Below are 19,986 nucleotides of genomic sequence, written 5' to 3'. Positions count from 1 at the left end.
GTTTCGCAATATTCAGCGGTGCTCATGCGGGCAAATACTCATCTTTAAATAGGCTAGATATAACGTCACCGCCAAGATTTCCGTCTATCAAATGGATATGTCTGTTTAAGTGATTAAATCCATCTGCCTGTTTGCATAGATGGGATATCAACAGGCGAATGAGGCACCTTGCTTCTTCATCTTCGGTGAATACAGGTATTTTCTTTTCAGAGAATAGGTCCGCTCGGGATCTATTTGTGAGATACATCTCTATTTTTTCAATATCAGGGTTGTCCATTTTGGAAACAACACCTGCGCCGTCATACAGGTAAATTACATTCTGTTTTTCTTTAAACATTTGCTTTAACATAAAGATACTGTGAGTAGTAAAGACTATTTGAATATGGAATAGCGTCGAGTATTCAATAAGCAATTGAAGCAAAGCATATTGGAACGAAGGGTGCAGAGTTGCATCAAGCTCGTCAACAAGCAATAGGCTACAAACCGTTTCCGATTGAGAGCTCTCGTCCAAAGCCTCATAATATCTTTTTAATGAGAGCAAGGCGGTTAGAAGTATCAAGACATTCTCTTCGCCGCTAGATACTGTATTTGAATCTACGCCTTCAATATCCGTGCTAAATTCTTGTCTTTTCTTAATGTCTCTTAGACTTTGTGCTTGAAATGAGCTTGCGTGAATTCCGGTGATTCGAGCATAAAGATCGCTCAGCTCAGACTGGGCGTCCTCAGGGAGTATGAATGATGAGTTTTTCAGCGCACCGTCGTCTTGATATTCTCCCCAAGGAATTAGACGAGCCAGTCCGAGATAAAGCACTGGCTAGGCTGGCAACCTATCATGACTGCCTTTTTTGTAATAGGGCTTAATTGCATATCGATTATTGACGGCCGAATTATGCTTTCTAAAAGACAGTCGCGAACCATCTAAATACTCGACTTCAAACAACGACCCCTCTTTATAGCCAGGGGCAGGGTTATTATACTGCCTATCACCTTTTGCTAATTTTTCGATCTTCGTATTCACTTGAGCATTGAGAGAATTAATCATTCTTAATGCTTCGGGATCTTTAAATTGGTGATCTTTCCTGCTGACAGCTTTGTATGCGTTGCTGATCATATGCAGCAGGGTAGTCTTGCAAGTGCCATTCGTTCCCGATATGGCATTAACGCCACAGTCAAATTCAATAGCAATATCGTTTAATTTCTTATATCGATTAATATTGAGACGTTTAACCATGGGCCAGCCAATCAATAAATGCATTATTGCGAAAGTGTCTTATCTAGAAATTTATACGTCTGAATCTCCACTTGATTCAAGTAACCATCTAACTTGGCTCCATTCGCATATTTTGTGGTGCGCAATAATATTGCGGCATTCGCGAAGAAGATGGATTTCGTTCCTGAGCTCTCGATCGGGGATATATAAAAGTCTTTCGCCGTCATCGTTAGTTTGCGCCATTAGGTATACAAGGGTTCCGAGTTCAACATCCTCGGGTTCAGATACGCGCTCGCCAAATTGAGAGACATCACTGCTTTCCAAAACGGCGGTAAGCTGATCACGTACTCTTGCTATCACCGCCAATCGCCTAGCCTCCAAGATGGGGAACAGAATCTCGACCTGTGCTTTCCAGACTCTTCGATCGATTGAGCCCTTATCGGCTCGCAGAGCGATAGCAAGAACATTATTATGATCAGCTTTGACCCTATCATTATCAAAGCAATCTAAAACAGAACAGAGCACATCATAGCTGTTATCAAGCATAAGTTCGAGGTTCTCGGATAAGATATCTGACACCTCAACGTCCCCACCGCAGACGTTGGAGAGCAGCGAGGCGCAGTAGCTTTTTTCTTGACCCGAAAAAGCCATTGAAGGCATTTCATCCACAAGTAAACCATTGAATAACGAAACGCTATACTCGCCTATGCAATCACGATAACTGATAGTCTTGCACCCATCATTTTCATTTTGATCCAGCGAAGACCATCCATCAAAAGAAGTCTCTACAACAAACAATCCATCTAAAGGTGTTGTAGATGGCCACCCGCAGATTAAGCCCATCCAAGTTTTAATGTCTTTCGGCTCAAAACCTGTCAACCAGACGATTCTGTCTTTCAACACGTGATTCTGGATAAGATACTCAGCGGGATTAAGTGAATTCCTATATCTTAGTCTTACGTCATTCAGAGCGTAGCGATCAAGCAGCACTTCAACTGGACTCTGAGCATTGTTAAAATCATCCGGTGTGACCACATCAATAGTGACACCTTCCAGCGCGTATTCGCTTTGGGCGGCTTCAGCAATTAACTCCCTCATCCTATTTGGCCAAGGGCACAACTTGGGCAGAAGCAATCGCACATTGTAATTGTCCGAGAGAGAACTCACGACTGATTTTATAAACATCCGAGGACCCGTAACATTGGTCCACCATATGTACGAATGGTCCATGCCCATGAAGCCACACTTTCCTTTAAACCTTAGCGCACTCATTAGCTTCGATGATGTCATCGAAAACAGCATCTTCATTGGGTCCGATGATATTCAAGAACGAATGCCTGCGCAGTTTATAACAATGAACAGTCATAGAAGGTTTAGTCAAAATACCCATCTCGACCATTTCGTCAAGCAGTATCTCCAGAGCGCTCTGGGATTCGCATTTTAGGCATGAGATGTCGAATTCGATCGCTGATTTCTGAATAGCGTCGATACTGAAGCCGTCAAGCAGGGACTTCTGATCATCCTCGCGTTCTGCAGCAAAGCTCAACATGGCGATACACCGAGCAAGCATAAAGTATCGCTCATCGAGCTCCAGAGAGAGCCTGAACTTTTCTCTAATACTGTTGTTCAAATCATTCTTGTTAATGATTTCGCCAAGTTGCTCCTCAAGGAGAGGATACGGAGGCTGTCCATCAGCAGCACGATAATAAACGCCATACTGTTCTTTCATGGTTTCAACCAGTGTATGCCCAAAGAACTGGATGATTCCTGGATAGTAATTTGTGTTTGTAAGGATGGTCTCCAGATGAGGGTACCTATCAACTTGGAAGCCCAAATAAAGCAGCGGCCTAGAAATTAGCTGCAGCGCTTCTTGGGGTGATAATGGTTTGACGCAAATGGGTGAACCAACTTGGCCCGAGAAGCCGTTCTCCTGAATAGCGTTTTTTGCTCTGCAAACATTATGCAAGCCCGCAATCACAAACTTAAAGCTATTAGTAGATTCACTTTTTAGGTCGATAAGAGGCTGGAGCTCCCTGTAATGGTGCTCAGCAATAGCATTGAGAAAATTATCACACTCATCAAGAAGCAACAGAACCCTGGAAGCAAGCTTGGAGTTCATGGCTTTAGCAATCGCTGCCGCAAGGGACCGAATGTCCTCAACCTTTCCAAGCGAAAGTTCAGCTTTTGCACCAAAAGCCTCAGCAACCTTACAGGCAACATCCTTTTCAGTCAGGCAATTAAGAATGTTGACATAGACTGCGAACTCTTTGGAATCAGGTTTTTGGCAGAGGCTTTCGGCTCTTTGAAGAAGCGCAGTCTTGCCCAACTGTCTGCCACCATAGACGATTATGGCTCCACCAGGATCCATAATGCTTCTTAGCTCAGCATCCCTGCCGCAGAACATTTCGTCTGGGGTAGGACCGCCATCGCGTACAAATGGTTGATAAAACGTAAAAGGCAAGGCGCACTTCAGCATTAACTGAAGACGTTCGGGCTCTTCGTGCAAGGCCAAGAACAATGCAAGGACCTGATCAATAACGATAAATTGAAGATGATTGTTGCTCGCATGTGATAGCTCTGCCAAGGCTCTTTTATCCTCGAGTCTCATTGGGCTATCAACAAATACGAGGGACATCCTCGTCAGTCCGGCAGCACGAACTTTAGACAAGATATCTCTAGGCGATAATGAACCGAACAACAGCAAAACATCTAGCTTTGACGGCATTTTAGTGCCAAATGCCGCAATAGGATGACTGTATTGAGTCATTCCGCGAGAAGCGGGGCGTAGCGACGCGGAGTACCGAGCTTGGCCTTGAGAAGTGCGTTCAACTTGCCTAACAGACAATCCAAGAGCTCTCAAGAATGTAGCAATATCCTTGCAATCGGCACTTCCGGTTTTATTTCCGCGCTTTGGCCAACTTCCAACCATTTTCAAGGCGTTTTCTTTATAGCCTGAATCTTTGTAATCAGTATCCCAACTCTTCGGAGCATTCTTATTAATATAGGACTTTGCGAACTTGGCAAAATCGTTTCGGTTGTTAGATTTCTTGCAACAATCAAATAGCTGTTTATAAACATCATCGCTAATAAACTCCGAGAAAACATCGCTCTCGGTAATAGGCGTTACGTCCAAATCAAGCTTGCCAGCATCTATTCTATTCAAATACTCTTCAACTACAGCATAGTTGCCCTCTTCAAACAAAACGGTAGCCTTATCGAGCAAGGAGGATTTTTTACCTTGGATCTTACGACGACAAGAAGATAGCCTGCGATCAAGATCGGTCTTACGCGAAAGCGAAAGATCATCGACCTGCTTCTGAAGTCCCTTAAGGAACCACTTCCAATTGGCATAGTCTTCCAAGTCAAAGAAGAATCCCATGTTCAGACGAGCTATTTCTAGCAAGCGTTCCTTCTGTTGCTCATCAATTTTGTTGTAGGCATACGCCATTTCGAGCATATCTTTATATTTATCCAGCTCATCCAAGGCTGACTGATGCGCATTTTTACGATCAAGGTCGCTCGGAGGCAGAACCCCCTCTATTGCGCCACACAGATTCAAGATGTTGTCGAGCTGGCCTAAATTGTCAAATAGCCTCGAACTTGGATCAGCAATCTGCCTAGCAGCCTCAGCTGAATCAAGTTTAGGGCTCAGATGGTGCTCGAGCAGAACCCTCCAAGGTTCGCAATAAACGACACGGGAGAGATCCATGTTCAAAACAGGAAGACCAGAATCAATCTAAATGCATCCAGTGGCAAGAAATTGTTCATAGTCCATTGTGCAGGAAGAATTTCCCGTCAGTAAACGCTTTATATCGGTAAATAAAGCGTCCAGCACAGTCGAATCCACCGGATTATAAGCTGCTCCAGAAACAGAAACCTCATCGGTCAAAACAAGAATCCTGTCCTTGAGATTTCCCAGCTGTTCTAGCGCCCCCTCTCTAAATGAAGAACCGATTAGGGTGTTCCACTCCTTTAATACTTCGATGCGGTCTTCAATGGCACTAACCAAATGCTTACGAGCGGCATATTCAAGATTCATCCCTCTATTTTTCTTACCATTTACCGCCATACGCCATTTCGAATCGATAAAGTCAGAAATGGCTTTATCCTGCTCGGCATCGGAACTGCCAACCTTGAACTGAGCAAGAACGTCTTCAATTAGAGGACGAGATTCGCGGTCATCATTAGCAACAATCGTTAGAACAGAGCCAAGATCGCTCGAATCGCCAAAACTCAACTCAAGAAATTCGGGGATGCCTTTAATCATCGCCTTTACTTTAGGAGGCGCGCATAGCAGCCTTGCCTTACTTTCGGTCTCGGCTATTGCCTGGTCTCTTCTCTCCTCTCCACCGAGCATCTCAACTATCTGACTATCAAGACCTCGCTCCGGAGAAACATCCCATATTATGAGCAGCTCATTAAACAGCGGCTTTAATACAACAAATTGCGGAAAGAGCTCATCAAAGTTCTTGCCAAACGTTTCCGCGGTCGCATGCAGCTCATAGTCATAGGCAACTGCAGGAGCGACCATTGCCCTACAATAAGCGGCCAGCTGTAAGGCGCTAGTATCGGCAGTAACGGTAGGAAACGCAGCCTTCAATTCGGAGCCGCGATACAGGTGACGTTCAATTTTAGAATCGCAGCCATAGGCCATCTGAAGTGAAGCCAACTGAGCCCAAGGTCGATCGCCCTCCAACGAGAGGGCCTTAAGAAAATAATGCGCTGCAACTAGCGATTGGATTCTATTTTGCTCATTAAGCAGCTTGCCGACAAATAGTCGAGCTTCATCGTCTGATGGAGGCATCTTGCGTTTGACAAGTATGCTGGCCATTTGGTTCGAATCCATTTCATCCGTGATGTCAGGATGAATAGAAACATCAGAGTTTTCATGTTCGGCTTCTTGGGCGCCCGAATCGACCGCCACACCCTCTGCCTCATTTGAATCATCAGTTGAGGTGAGATTATTACGATCGCACTCATGCACCTCATTCAGAATGACAACCTCGGAGTCTATAGCGAAGTCAGCAGGACCTTGGTCTGATTCCAAGGATTCAGATGATGAAGGTAATGGCGTATTATCTTCATCTTCTTCATCCGCGAATTCAAGTTTCGCAAAAGCGTCTTCTAATAAGCCATCCTTTAGAACGAACCAATGGTCGATATTTGCGCTATCGACGTTTTCTTTTGGCGCAACGTTGGACAGAACGTTGTTGCCTTCCAACGAAAGTCTTTCGCCTTCGGGAGCGAGGACGCAGTTAATGAGCTGATCATTAAAATAGACCAAAACAGCAGAAGGAGTACTCCCAAAGAGGCTATCGAGCAGTTTTGATTTGTTCACTCCCGAATTTGAATCTTCGACATAGCATAAGTAATCAATCAGAAGGTCGTATGAACGCAAAACCTCTACAATGTCCCTGGACTTAATATCTTTGATGCGCTCAGCAGCCGTGTCTATATTTCTAATGCCGTTTGAAATCCTGCTCTCCGGCATCGGTATTAACCAAGGTGATTTTCGGCAAGCATTCTTGTAGTTATATACGGTTTCTTTGCTACAAAGTACAGCAGCAGGGACCGTTAGGAAATATTGAGTATTGTCACTGACCGCGACTGATTCTAAATAAGTCTTTTTGACAAGACGATCGATAATCGTCTGAACGGCTTCGGGAACGGTATCCCATTCGTAAAACGATGATGCAATTCGAGCAATCTGGCCTGAAGTGAGTCCAGGCCATGACGCGAGCAGCGAGAATGTAAATCTAGCAACATATCCAGCATTCAATACGTCGCTCTGGAGTTTCTTAATGCCGAGTTTTTTCTTGCCAAGAGAAGGCCTTTGAGGCGCTAATGGAGCCGATTCTTTTTCAGCGCATCCACCATCTTCTTCAATAGAGGATAAGGCTTCACTCTTCACTTCGGAAACAGGCAAGACAGGGTCGCTCTTTGCCTGATAAACTGCAGCCTGAGGCTCCGGCTGTTTTATGGGATTCGGGTTGTGGGGTTCATAGTAGACACCTGCTATAAGACCGTAGATAATACGCTGCGGCAAGAGGCCGGCAAGTTCTTCAGAAAGTTCGATACCCCTATCATCGGTCATGTCCTCATGATGTAGGGCCTCCATAAAAAGCTGTTTAGGCCTAACTACATTGTTATTTAAACCCGATTCGCCCTGATTTAAAGACAGTGGGTCATTTTTTAGACTATCAAGCAAGTCTGATGCCTCGCTTTGAATGGGAATAAGGTCTCCCATAAAGGCATCCTTGTCAGACTTAACTCTAACAAACCTCTCAAGTAAAGAAATAATTGGTTGTAATGCAGCAATTAATTGTCGGCGTTCATTTTCGTCAATTGTTTCAATATATGAGCAAAAAGCTGCATCAGCATCATTCACACCGTCGGCGTTAGCGCAATGAATGGCAGCACCTTTTGCTTTCTCATATGCTGATCTTAAATCTGAAAGAGAAAGGCTCAGATCATGAATGGCATCTGTATTAGGTGAAATACCATGCTCTATTGAATCAAGGGCGCTACTCAATCGCTTTCTTGCAACATCAGAAAGCGCATTAAATTGCTCAAGAGCGATTTTGGTATCAAACATTGCTACACCCCTAATATAGAGATTGATGAGCTGATTCTAGCACTCGTGTCGTAGCAATAAACTTCTTCTCGATAAACGGTAAATAGTGGCCTTTAAAGACTTTTACAGTTAGACGATCCAACACGAATCAATACAAACAAACAGCCAACAATCGCCCACTAAAGCTCTGCCAAAAACTTTTCAGCGGCCTTTACCGCATCTCTCGATTTTCCCGTATCAACAGCCCATTCAGTTAGGCATTCTTTCTTATCGTTATAAACCTTCTTGTGCAACTCAAGCGCTTTACGCCCCTCGATGCGCGCCTCATCGATCAAGCCAGCATCCTTGAGCTCTCTTGCTTTGTTAGAACTAACATTGGCCAGCTGAAATCTAGCTCTCAAATAAGAGGAATCTCCCGTGGGGAAACCACCGCTTTTAAAGCCTCTATAGGCTTTTTCAAGCATGTTTTCAGCTTCAGGATACTTGCCCATCAACATGTTGGCAACGCCCTTGTTGGTAAGCACGATTAAAGCCTGAAGGCTGTTTGTGCCAAACAGAGTCTTACGCGCTTTGTAGGCCTTGTCGTAATACTTCAAAGCCCTTTTAAGGTACTCTTGCCCTTCGGAAGCGTTGCCCTCTTGTTTAAGCTTGGCACCGTATTGTTGGCATGTTGCTCCGTAGTTGTTAATAAAGCGAGCCTCATCGGCATCTAGTTCCTTGGCTTTTTTATCCTTAAGCGCTCTCACAACTTGATTCTGATAGTAGAAAGCCTTGTCGAAGTCTTTGAATCGTTTCCAGGAAATACCAAGATCATTAAGCGCCGAAAGATAAATGAGCCGTTCATTCGGATAATGCTCCCTTACGTCATTTAAAACTTCAACGGTATCTGCGATGGCTTGTTCATGCCATGTTCTTTCGCCTCTGGTTAACCAAAGTTGAGTTTTAAGAGCCGCAGTCTTGAGTTTTGCTCTCAAGAAATAAATGCTAGGTTCATCTGCAGAGCTTGTAGGAGCGTAAGAACATTGAATTTCTTTATAAAGGTCATATGCCTGCTCAACTTGACCGTTGTGCCATGCCGCCTCGGCATATTGCATGCGAGCATTAAAAGCTGCCTCGGATCCAAGAACGTCCACACCTTCTACAGCAAGAAGTTGCCTTGCCTTGAGCACATGAAGTCTATAAGTATCCTTTGCATAGGCAGTCCTTTTATCGTCTGAGCCCAACTGCCCGAGCAAATCTCCGCACGCCTTGAAAAGCTTCAATACGACAGGGCCCTTAGCAGATCTACGAATGAGATCGGCGACAACCTCATGCATTTCAAAGCTATCTTGCCGCTTCCATACAAAGGAAAGATTTTCAAGTTGAGCAATAGCATTAGGATCAATGAAGGATTCCCCCACTGCCATCATAAATTCGTAGTCCCAGTACTCAATAAAAGCAGCGGTATAGATGGCAGGCTTAAGGGAGGCATCGAGGCCCCGTAAATACACTTCGACGAGATTATCATAATCAACAATGCAAAGAAGGTCGCGCCTTGCCTCCGCGACTGACGATCTATTAATCATGTCAGCAAGCATTATTAAGTATACGGGTATTCCTCTGGCTTTCTCCACAGCCAAGCTACGCAGCTCGGAATCACTGACTCCGCATTTCACCAACAGGTCGTCTGCTTCAGATGAGCTCATGGGCTCAAGCTGAACAGGAAAACGAACCACATTTTTCCATGCAAGTCTGCAGCGCCCAGCGACAATCCAGAGAGACCCCTTTGCCTCCGAGATGGTCTTTGCCCAATCGTATCGACCTATTCGCCATTCACCAGCAACCCAACCCAGCTTCTCAAATGTATCCAAAAAGAAGATAAGCTTCCGTTCATTGCGACCAGTCCACGCTTCGATATCAGACTTAAGACTAGCCGCCAATGACCTTTTCAAATCACTGGAGGTTTTCTCTTCCGTTAGGCTCTTCCATTCATTACACGCTTTGGCACTTTTAATAGAATCGGCTGCATAAACCCCAATCTCAATGGCAGCATTAAGAATAGAGCCACCAAGGCCTTGGGTAAATTGATCAATAAAGGGAGCAGCAAGACCCGACAACATCGTCGAAATCTCGACTCCCTTATTTTTTGCTTGCTCAAAATCAGCGCAGAACTCGGCTTTAGCCAATGCAAAATTCGATGCTTTTGCTCTCCATGCGTAGTAATTCATCCTAAAGGTTGGACTTGGCACTCCGTTGCATGCAAGAAGATCCGAGAGCTCTTTTAGAATCTTCTCTTCAGAGGTTATCTCTTCTCCTTCAAAGCTATGCCTGGTAACAACGGTATTGTGGGTAAACCTATGTGTAAAGTCGGAATACAACTCTTCCATGAGGAACGTCTTCCCAAGCCCGCCGGTCCCGTAGATCGAAAAGACCTTGCCAGTCCCGTTTTCCTTCGAAAGCACTTCGGCAGCAACTTCTTGAATATGCGCTCGCGAACTTGAACGACCGCTCATCTCAGACGACGGCTTCAAGGTGTAGTCATTGGCCATGCTTGCTGCATAGCTCTGATCGTCACCAAGAACAAAGACATCAGTTCCCATTGCAGTACCCCAATCTTATAGTTTCAGAAGTTATCGATAGTCGCTTCCAGTTTCTTTTCGAAGGGATTTCAGAGTTTTATCCTTTCTGGCCTTACGACCATCAGAGTTCCTAAGTGTTCCTGCAGGAAGGTCATGCTTCTTCTCGTAGGTACCAACCGTACAGTCGCTTCTCGTTTTCCTGACTTTTCCAAACATTCCTTTCCTCCTTACATAGGACGTAATATGCCAGCAATAAATACAAACAGCGAATGGTCCGAGGTATGCGCGGCTCACATAAAGCGAGTGCTCTATAATTCGCTGTGTGAAAGAATCGAAGCTTTATTAGCAATGAGGGCTATAAGGGGTGGGCGGCCCTTTGCAGAAAGCAAAGGGCCGCCCATTGTACTAATTCCTCAATACAAATCTTTCGTATAGAATTTGTCGGCAACATCTGCAAGATGTTTAGCCGATAATTGGCAATATTTAAAATGGCTATCCATTAGTAATGAAGCTAGAGGCTCTTCCTCCACACCATCTTGTCCACGACGCCGGTGTAGCTCTGGATGATCTTGACCACCTTGGTGGACACGGTCTCGTCGGCGTAGTCGGGGACGGGAGCCTCGGGCAGCGACCCCTCCGCATCGAGCTCGACGGCGGTGCGGACGGCCTGGAGCAGGCCGCGCTCGCTGATGCCGGCCAGCGTGAAGCACGCCTTGTCCAGGGCCTCGGGGCGCTCGGTGGAGGTGCGGATGCACACCGCCGGGAACGGATGCCCGACGCTCGCGAAGAAGCTGGACTCCTCGGGCAGGGTACCGGAGTCAGACACCACGGCGAAGGCGTTCATCTGCAGGCAGTTGTAGTCGTGGAAGCCCATGGGCTCGTGCATGCGGACGCGGGGGTCGAGCTGAAAGCCGGTGGCCTCCAGGCGCTTGCGGGAGCGCGGGTGACAGGAGTACAGGATCGGCATGTCGTACCTCTCGGCCAGCGCGTTAATGGCGGTGAACAGGCTCGTGAAGTTGACCTCGGTGTCGATGTTCTCCTCGCGGTGGGCGGACAGCAGCATGTACTTCTTCGGCTCCAGCCCGAGCTCGGTCAGGACGTCCGACGCCTCGATCTTCTCCAGGTTGGCGCGCAGGACCTCTGCCATGGGCGACCCGGTGACGTAGGTGCGCTCGGGGGCGCAGCCGGTGTCCTTCAGGTAGCGGCGGGCGTGCTCGGAGTAGGCCAGGTTGACGTCGGAGATCACGTCGACGATGCGGCGGTTGGTCTCCTCGGGCAGGCACTCGTCCTTGCAGCGGTTGCCCGCCTCCATGTGGAAGATGGGGATGTGCAGGCGCTTGGCCGCGATGGCGGACAGGCAGCTGTTAGTGTCGCCCAGGATCAGAAGGGCGTCGGGCTGGACCTGGACCATGAGCCTGTAGCTCGCGGCGATGATGTTGCCCACGGTCTCGCCGAGGTCGGCGCCCACGGCGTCCAGGTAGACGTCGGGGTCGGCGAGCTCCAGGTCGCGGAAGAAGATGCCGTTGAGCGTGTAGTCGTAGTTCTGACCGGTGTGCGCCAGCAGGCAGTCGAAGTGGCGGCGGCACTTCTTGATGACCTCGGACAGGCGGATGACCTCGGGGCGGGTGCCCACGATAATGAGCAGCTTCAGGCGGCCGTCGTCCTCGAATGCGATATCGGAATAGTCCTTGCCCATGCGGCTAGACCTCCTCGTAGTAGGTGTCGGGATTCTCGGGGTCGAAGGGCTCGTTGGCCCACATGACCGTCACGAGGTCCTCGGTGTCGGACAGGTTGGTGATGGAGTGCGTGTAGCCGGGGACCATCTCCACGGCGCGCATGTCCGAACCCGAGACGGTGTACTCGTCGACGGGGAACGGGTTTCCATCGGAGTCCTCCCCCACCTTCCTGAGCTTGATGGAGGCGGTGCCGGAGACCACCAGGAACCTCTCCCACTTGCTCATGTGCCAGTGGTTGCCCTTGGTGATACCGGGCCTCGAGACGTTGATGGAGACCTGGCCGCGCTCCGGCGTGCGCAGGAACTCGGTGAACGAGCCGCGCACGTCCACGTTAGGCTTGAGTCCGTAGGCGAAGTGCCCCGGCTCGTAGTAGGACAGGAACGTGCTCCAGAGCTTCTTGGAGAAGGAGCCCTCGGTCAGGTCGGGCACCGAGAGCGTCTCGCGGCTGTCTCGGAAACTGTCCAGCAGGTAGACGATCTCGCCCAGCGTCTTCACGTCGGTTTCTGGGACGTAGCAGAACTGATCTCCCTCGATGCGCTCGAGCCCCTCGTATCCGCAGCGGTGCTCACGCCCCAGCAGGGCGCCCAGCATCTCGTCGACCAGGTCGTCGATGTAGAGGAGCTCGAGCTCCACCGAGGGGTCGTTCACGGTGTAGGGGCGGCCGTTGGCGATGGCGTCGCAGAAGGTCGCCACGGCGGAGTTGTAGCGCGGGCGGCACCACTTGCCGTAGAGGTTGGGGAAGCGGTAGATGAGTACCGGGGCGCCCGTGCGCTCGGAATACTCGCGGAACAGGCCCTCCCCCGCGAGCTTGGACTCGCCGTAGACCGAGCCCTCGAAGCGGCCCGACAGGCTCGCCTGCGCGGAGCTGGAGAGCATGACGGGGCATTTATTCCCGTGGCGCTCCAAGGTGTCCAGCAGCGTGGAGGCGAACCCGAAGTTGCCCTCCATGAACTCCGCCTGGTCCTTGGGGCGGTTGACGCCGGCCAGGTTGAAGACGAAGTCGGCGCGGGAGCAGTAGTCCTCCAGCTCAGCGGGCGTCGAGTCGACGTCGTACTCCATGACCTCGAGGGGCAGCAGGCTCGCATACTTCTCGCGACGGTCCTTGCCGTCCCTTATGTTCTTCAGCGCACAGCAGAGGTTCCTACCCACGAACCCCTTCGATCCAGTGATTAGTACTTTCAAGATTAATTCCATTCCAAAAATCTAGGCAAATTGGTCACTTATTTTGTAGATGAAATAATGACGATACTTCGTCTTTAAATAGGTAACAGGCAATGAAAATACTGCATATCAAAGAAATTGTTGACCACAGCAGTCCATACCAAAACGCAACACAAGAAAGCGCTATCCACAACGAGCACGGTATCACGATTTTATAACAGAGCTTAAAGCCGATTTCTCGGTTTAGTACGAACGCTCTAACTGCAAGATTTACAATAAACCCGAGAAGAACGGCAACATTTACTCCATTTGCGCCTAAAATATTGATAAATAAAGGCGAAAAGCCTACAGCGACTAAACCTGCAATTACCGTTGAAACGGTAATTGTCTTTGTTTTTTTGATAGCATAAAAAACGTTGCCAACAAAGCCAGAGTATCCACTAATTAAAGCAACGACAAGGGCAAGCGGGACTATATCGATTGCATCGCCATAGGAACCCCTGACGAAAAGTGGAAAGGCACACCTGAGCATGGGGAGCAGAAGAGCAAAGGCGGCCGATAAGAAAGTCAGATACGTACGGCATGCACGTGTATAAAAAAGAGAGTCTGCCCCTTTAGAGCTTTCTGAGAATGAAAGGTCTTGCCATGCATATGTAAAACACGTTGTTGCAAGAACTATGACCTGGCCAAATTTATTTCCAACAGAGAACACGCCGCTTGCAGCATTTCCGCTCATATAGTTGAAAACAAGTCGAGAAGCGCTTGATAATAGCCAATAAGAAGCCGTGTTCAAGCATAAGGGCGCAGCAAAACGCAATAGGCTTTTTGTTAGTTCGTTATCCTTTTCTGACGACTTGACTATCTCGCCAATACCAATAGTCCAGCCAAGATAAACACACTGAACTATTGAGCCTATTACATAACTGATATACAGAGCGGAATAGTCAAAATGGAGTAAAAGAATCAGACCAATATTTGTGACTGCAATTACAACACTGCTCAAAATACCAGATAACGTAAACTCAGCGTTCTTTCCATAGCCCCTTGCTACAAAACAAAAAAACGTTGACGTAGATATTGCAACTCCATAACTCATCAACCATACCGGATGACCCAGAGAAAGGGATGAGCACAATACCACTCCAAGTATTACAAATACTACCGTCGCGCATAGTAACAGATATAGACCAGATCGAACAACTGTTGCCTTACTATTTCTGTCTGAGCGATCATACATAAAACGTAAGACGGCAGACCAAAGTTCGAAGTATGCAATCGAACTTACAATTGTGATAAGAGTAAGCGAAATATCGTAAGCACCGTAATCTTCTGTTGGAATTTGAGAAGTGTATAACGGCAACATAATGATGCCGAGTGCTTTTGATAATCCAGAACCAAGCATAAACAGCAATGAGTTCTTAATAAAGCTTTTTTTACTGCCCATTATCTTGTAAATGCCCCTATGCAGTTTTTGATTTTTGACACAAAAGCGTTTTTAATTGCGCCGCATCTGTTTCTAATACACCATACGCGATGCTCATTATCGAAATAAGAACCGCATGTTGCTTCAATACCTTCATTTACGTAACAATCAAAAAAGTTAGCGCGTTTATTAGGGCAGTAGCTATGTCGATAAATTTCGAAGTCGAAATTGTCAACAGGGACCTCAATAGTGTCTTTCTTGATATCCTTCAGAAAGGTTAATCCATTTTCCGTATTTGCAAGAACAAGAGAGGTGCCAAGATCGTCATCAAACGCGGGGTCAATTAGCCAATAATCTGCCAGTGTTATATCTGCTTCATGACGTTTATACAGCTCACACGTATAACATGATTTTCTTAAGGAATAATTGCCCAAGAAGAAGAAGTAATGGCAATTATCGAGGGAAGGTTCTTCTATATTCGATCCATCTGAAAAGTACCAACGCATGTGCTGCTCTCTCCAACCGTGACTTTTCTCGCGAAAGGTCACATCAGTCAAACGGCTCCCCTTTTGACTTTCGACTAGACGAGCGTAATCAGCAAAAAAACCGGGCGAAGGAACACCGTGACAGAAGAAATCAACTGTCAGTAAATTGGAGTACTGTTTTCCAAGATACCGGTTTAGTCCGATAACTTGACAAGGCGTGCCGCAAAACAGGACCTGTTCACCAGAACATAGATGCTGTTTTACACGAGCATAAGTTGGCCACGCCTCACTTTGGACATACTTAGAACGTAGGATTTTCTCCAAGGAATGCGTTTCCGTAGATGCATGTATAACCCTATGGCCCTCCGCATCGAAAACCGCTCCGAACACTACACCATTTGACTCTAAAACTCGCTTGGCTAGTAGACCCATGATTCCGCCAGATGATCCAGCGGCTCTTTCGTCTTTTCGGGAGGCATATAGCACTTCGATTTCAATCGGGTTATGTTTGGCACTATCCCGAGACGCCTGACAGACATTGAGACACTTGTGACAGGCAATGCACTGATTATTATCTACGCGGGGGTAAGAAAAGCCTTCCCTATCGGTTGTCATACAAATTGAACCCGTCGGACACGCAGCGGCACATGCTCCACATCCTGTGCATAAGGAGGAAATCCCATCGATGTCCTCGATAGTCACTGACTCATTACCTGCCATCTATTCGCCGATTCCTGAAAGAGCTGAAATCAAATATTTTTCGCTATCGGAACGCCATGCGGCAAGCCTATTATGAGCTTCTGAATAATCAATTTTCATTGCAAGGGCCCGATCCCATTCTGAAGATGAAGCTACGTACCTGCAGCTCATTCCAAGACGATCAAGCAAGCCTTCCATTCTTGAATTCATCGATTTTTTGGAGCCGATAGCATCTCGTGGAAAAACAATACATGGCGTTTTGTATAACGTCGAAAATACCGTGGCATGGAAGGAATCGGTACAGACTAAATCAGCATCGCGAATAATTGCAATAAATTCTGACGGGCCAATATCCCAACGCGTTTTGAAAGAGGAGTCAACGGATGCAGGTATATTAATAATAGGAAGACCAAGCTTATTGGCAGTATCCTTGATTTTTGAATCGAATTCGTTACGCTCTCCAAATTTGTATACCGCTATGTAACGTTCCGGAAGCCAGTCAGGTCGAATTGCAATCTTATCGTAGTCTTTATCGGTAAGAAGCATAGTCGGATCAACGACTACCGGAGCTTTAACTCCAGCATCGGCAAGTAGCTTAGCGCCGGAATCCTCGCGTACGGAAACATAATCAATCCCGGCAACAAACTCTGCAAGATTGTCGTAGCACGCATCGGGAAGAACGGAAACACCAAAGCTTGGAGCATATGCTATCGTGAGACGCTCGCCAACAGCAAATTGCAAGAAATAACCAGGGTCATTGACTCCTCCATGGACTCTTGGGTTCCATACCTGGTCGCTTCCACAAATACAACAATCAAAATCATCGACAGATTTTTTTAATGCTGCAAAATCATAAGTTTCGTTTGATATTACGAGGTGAGCATTCTGAAACTTCTGAAAATACCTACTACGGGCTTGACGAACCTTTTTTGTTAAAACAGTTCCGAGCGCCTGTCGGAAGGTGTTCCCTGAAAAGAAAATACCCTTAAAACGAACGACCGGACTCATCTTTTTATTTAACATAGGTTCATTATCCCCATGATAAAGAATATCGCTGGGTTCATGTCCCTCAAGAATTAACCAGCGCTGCAGGGCATATGCCTGCAAAATAGCTCCATAATTGTCATTAAACGACGGAGTTGAAGTTAAGATTCCAATTTTAGCCACTGTCTACTGCACCGCCTCGTGCTCGCGGCCCTCGAGTGCCAGCTGCACGTACTCGGCCGTCTTGATCTTGGCGATGGTGCCCTCCACGTCGAGTCTCTCGGTGTTGTGGGAGGTGTAGGACTCGTCGGCCTGGGTCTCCACCTCGCCGTCCACGACGAACTTGTCGTAGTTCAGGTCGCGCGAGTCGCAGGCCACGCGGTAGTAGCCGCCCATGTCCTCGGACCTCAGTCGCTCCTCGCGGGTCATGAGGGTCTCGAAGAGCTTCTCGCCGTGGCGGGTGCCGATCACCTGGGTGCCCACGCGGCCGAAGACCTCCTGGACGGCCTCGGCGAGGTCGCCGATGGTGGACGCCGGCGCCTTCTGGATGAACAGGTCGCCGGGGTTGGCGTGCTCGAAGGCGAACTGCACCAGGTCCACCGCCTCGTCCAGGTTCATGAGGAAGCGGGTCATGTTGGGGTCGGTGACCGTCAGCGGCTCGCCCTTGCGGATGCGGTCGATGAACAGCGGGATGACGCTGCCGCGCGAGCACATGACGTTGCCGTAGCGGGTGCAGCAGATGGTGGTGCGGCCGGCGCCGTTGCGGGCGTTGGCGTAGATTATGGACTCCATCATGGCCTTGGACTTGCCCATGGCGTTGATGGGGTATGCGGCCTTGTCGGTGGACAGGCACACGACGCGGTCGACGCCTTCCTCAATCGCTGCGTGCAGCACGTTGTCCGTGCCGATGACGTTGGTGCGGACGGCCTCCATGGGGAAGAACTCGCAGGAGGGCACCTGCTTGAGGGCGGCGGCGTGGAAGATGTAGTCCACGCCGTGCATGGCGTCGCGCACGCTCTGGGCGTTGCGGACGTCGCCGATGAAGAAGCGCACCTTGGAGGCGAGCTCGGGCGACCTCTCCTGCAGGCGGTGGCGTATGTCGTCCTGCTTCTTCTCGTCGCGGGAGAAGATGCGGATCTCGGCCAGGTCGGTGTTCATGAAGTGCTTGAGCACGGTGTTGCCGAACGAGCCGGTGCCACCCGTGATCATGAGGGTCTTGTCTTTAAATGCAGTGCTTGATTTCATTATTTATCTCCTAATAACTCGATAAGGTCACAAAACGCCGACGGCGTGTTGTTCCAGAAGTTTTTCTCAAGCTCTTCCACCGTAGGCGGTTCATGAGACATACGGAGGAAGTCGCGAAGCTTTGTCGCCGCCTCAGAGGCATCACTCCTTTCATCCAATAGCAGCACGTCGCCGTAACGCTTCAAGTACGGCATGCTTGGCTCGTCATCTATGGGATAAGTAGCCAATATGGGTTTGCGCAAGGCCATGAGCTCGAACACTTTCGAGGGTGTCATGTTGTCTAGGCGATTTCCGAGGGTGAGTACGAAATCTGCCGAACGCAAAAGCGCCACGGCATCGCCGTGCGAAAGACGCCCCCGAATCTCAATGCGTCGGTCACTCGAAGCTGCCGCATTGAGATCGTCATTGGCTGCATCACCGACGAACACAACTCGCAGCGGTTCCTCCGGCATGCAGGAAAGCACGTTCAGGAAGAAGCGAGGTGAGCGAATCCCCTTGGGAAGAGAACCCGCATAGACGATAGTCTTTACTCCTTTGGGAGTACCAGGATCGTCGGAACAATCGACCATCCTATGAAGGTCGAGCAAGGGGAGATCTAAGAAGCGCATTTTTTCGAACCATGGTTCGTTAACACATCGATCCATATGGAAACAGCGGGCTGACTCCATAGACACGACAACATCGGCATTGTCGAGCAACTCGCGATCCCAACGCCCGACTCGCTCCTCAAGTTGTTTTGCAGATAAAAAGCGCGGGCCATAACCGCCCACAAAGCTGTCCAGGAACCAAGCAATGTAGTGAAGCCGTGGGTTCCGGGATTTGGCCTCATGCGCAGCGATGAGAGCGTCGATTTGAGTGTATGCCCCCACCACGATGTCGGCGCCGACGCAAGCCTCGCAAACTGCCCTGGTCACGCGTCGAGAATAGCCTTTTGACACAAGGGGCCACGTGCCCAAAGAGCGCAGCATTCCGAAACGGTTGGCCGCGACGATAGCAGTATGGGCAGCCGAACGACCGGGATGTCTCGCAAGTGCTACGTCGACCCAGCGGGGATCGATCTCGCGAAACTCTACCCCATCCTGTCGGTCGTGTGATTCAAACTCATGGTTACAAACCCAAACGACCTCGTGCCCGCGTCGCACTAGCTCCGAGACAACGGCCTGTGCACATATCCCGTTGGCGCTCAACCGCTGAAGTGCAGCGATGACAATTTTCATTGCTGCACCTCGGCTTCGCATTCAGCGGCAGCTTTTTCGCTGCGAATGAATCCCTCGAGGAGGATGACCATGAAAGCAAATCTGTAGGAAAAGAGAATTGATTCATATGCCATAACAACGATCAAGACTATGCACAGGGCTCGGGACATACGTCCATTACATTGCTTAAACAAGGATCCAACATAAAAAACAAGGGCGCAGAATCCAATAATTCCAGAATAATTGAGCGTCTGAATCCATGTCGCACAGTAATTTAGGCCGTCGCTGTCAAACCCGGTGGACAGCGCGTTGTAGCTCATATAAGAACCAAGGTTGTTAAGACCAACTCCAACAACCTGATGAAAGGAGTCGAGAAATCCAAAGCATATGAATCCGCGGATAACTCTATTATCCAACGAGCCTCCGGCAGCAAGCCTCTCGCCCGCCGCGGTTATCCAGTCGACATTATGAAACGGAAGGTACAGAACAGCAACGAGAAACATTAACGATGCAACAAGAAAGTCAAGTTGTGTCTTCTTCTTAAAAACAAGGAAAAAGATCAATACCACGATTGAGGCAAGCAAACCTGAGTTTGCTGAGCTGAGAGCATAAGTGACCACCAGCAAAACAAATCTAGGAAGTGATTTATCCTTCTCCCCTATGGCAAATATAACCAAAGGGGGGTGCGGACGATTTCTTGGACCGCGCCTAGGCG

The 19,986-nt window shown here is 48.4% G+C and carries 14 protein-coding genes; all 14 read right to left on the bottom strand.

Annotated elements, in window-relative coordinates; all coding sequences use genetic code 11:
- Positions 1–22: 22 nt before the first annotated feature.
- On the bottom strand, positions 23–811 hold the full coding sequence (locus tag DWZ52_RS09225; protein WP_118385405.1) for an AAA family ATPase: 789 nt from the start codon (positions 809–811) through the stop codon (positions 23–25).
- Between the two features lie 3 nt (positions 812–814).
- Entirely contained in the window at positions 815–1,231 is a 417-nt protein-coding gene (locus DWZ52_RS09875) for an ATP-binding protein (RefSeq protein WP_147352160.1), read from the bottom strand.
- A 51-nt stretch (positions 1,232–1,282) separates the two neighbouring features.
- Positions 1,283–2,308, bottom strand: a complete 1,026-nt coding sequence (locus DWZ52_RS09220) for a hypothetical protein (protein WP_147352159.1) — start codon at positions 2,306–2,308, stop codon at positions 1,283–1,285.
- Between the two features lie 154 nt (positions 2,309–2,462).
- A complete protein-coding gene (locus tag DWZ52_RS09215; protein ID WP_118385403.1) occupies positions 2,463–4,919 on the bottom strand; it encodes an AAA family ATPase in 2,457 nt (818 codons plus the stop codon).
- Between the two features lie 27 nt (positions 4,920–4,946).
- Positions 4,947–7,805 (bottom strand): hypothetical protein, encoded by a 2,859-nt coding sequence (locus tag DWZ52_RS09210; protein WP_147352158.1) that lies wholly within the window; start codon positions 7,803–7,805, stop codon positions 4,947–4,949.
- 158 nt (positions 7,806–7,963) lie between these two features.
- A complete protein-coding gene (locus DWZ52_RS09205) occupies positions 7,964–10,363 on the bottom strand; it encodes a tetratricopeptide repeat protein (RefSeq protein ID WP_118385401.1) in 2,400 nt (799 codons plus the stop codon).
- A gap of 490 nt (positions 10,364–10,853) precedes the next feature.
- Positions 10,854–12,038: a non-hydrolyzing UDP-N-acetylglucosamine 2-epimerase gene (gene wecB, locus DWZ52_RS09200; protein WP_117767102.1), complete on the bottom strand. Its 1,185-nt coding sequence runs from the start codon at positions 12,036–12,038 to the stop codon at positions 10,854–10,856.
- Between the two features lie 4 nt (positions 12,039–12,042).
- Entirely contained in the window at positions 12,043–13,272 is a 1,230-nt protein-coding gene (locus DWZ52_RS09195; protein ID WP_187365020.1) for an NAD-dependent epimerase/dehydratase family protein, read from the bottom strand.
- 22 nt (positions 13,273–13,294) lie between these two features.
- A complete protein-coding gene (locus DWZ52_RS09190) occupies positions 13,295–14,683 on the bottom strand; it encodes a lipopolysaccharide biosynthesis protein (RefSeq protein WP_117767106.1) in 1,389 nt (462 codons plus the stop codon).
- On the bottom strand, positions 14,683–15,867 hold the full coding sequence (locus DWZ52_RS09185) for a Coenzyme F420 hydrogenase/dehydrogenase, beta subunit C-terminal domain (protein ID WP_118385400.1): 1,185 nt from the start codon (positions 15,865–15,867) through the stop codon (positions 14,683–14,685). The genes DWZ52_RS09190 and DWZ52_RS09185 overlap by 1 nt, the downstream gene beginning before the upstream one ends.
- Positions 15,868–17,013, bottom strand: a complete 1,146-nt coding sequence (locus tag DWZ52_RS09180; RefSeq protein ID WP_118385399.1) for a polysaccharide pyruvyl transferase family protein — start codon at positions 17,011–17,013, stop codon at positions 15,868–15,870.
- A 3-nt stretch (positions 17,014–17,016) separates the two neighbouring features.
- Positions 17,017–18,075: a polysaccharide biosynthesis protein gene (locus DWZ52_RS09175; protein ID WP_118385398.1), complete on the bottom strand. Its 1,059-nt coding sequence runs from the start codon at positions 18,073–18,075 to the stop codon at positions 17,017–17,019.
- Positions 18,075–19,292 (bottom strand): glycosyltransferase, encoded by a 1,218-nt coding sequence (locus tag DWZ52_RS09170; RefSeq protein ID WP_158572442.1) that lies wholly within the window; start codon positions 19,290–19,292, stop codon positions 18,075–18,077. The genes DWZ52_RS09175 and DWZ52_RS09170 overlap by 1 nt, the downstream gene beginning before the upstream one ends.
- The coding region (locus tag DWZ52_RS09970; RefSeq protein ID WP_158572441.1) for a hypothetical protein at positions 19,289–19,986 on the bottom strand (698 nt) is incomplete at its 5' end. The genes DWZ52_RS09170 and DWZ52_RS09970, both read right to left, overlap by 4 nt.

The organism is Collinsella sp. AF33-16, assembly GCF_003475325.1.
Classification (GTDB): Bacteria; Actinomycetota; Coriobacteriia; order Coriobacteriales; family Coriobacteriaceae; genus Collinsella.
This window is presented reverse-complemented; position numbering and strand designations above follow the sequence as displayed.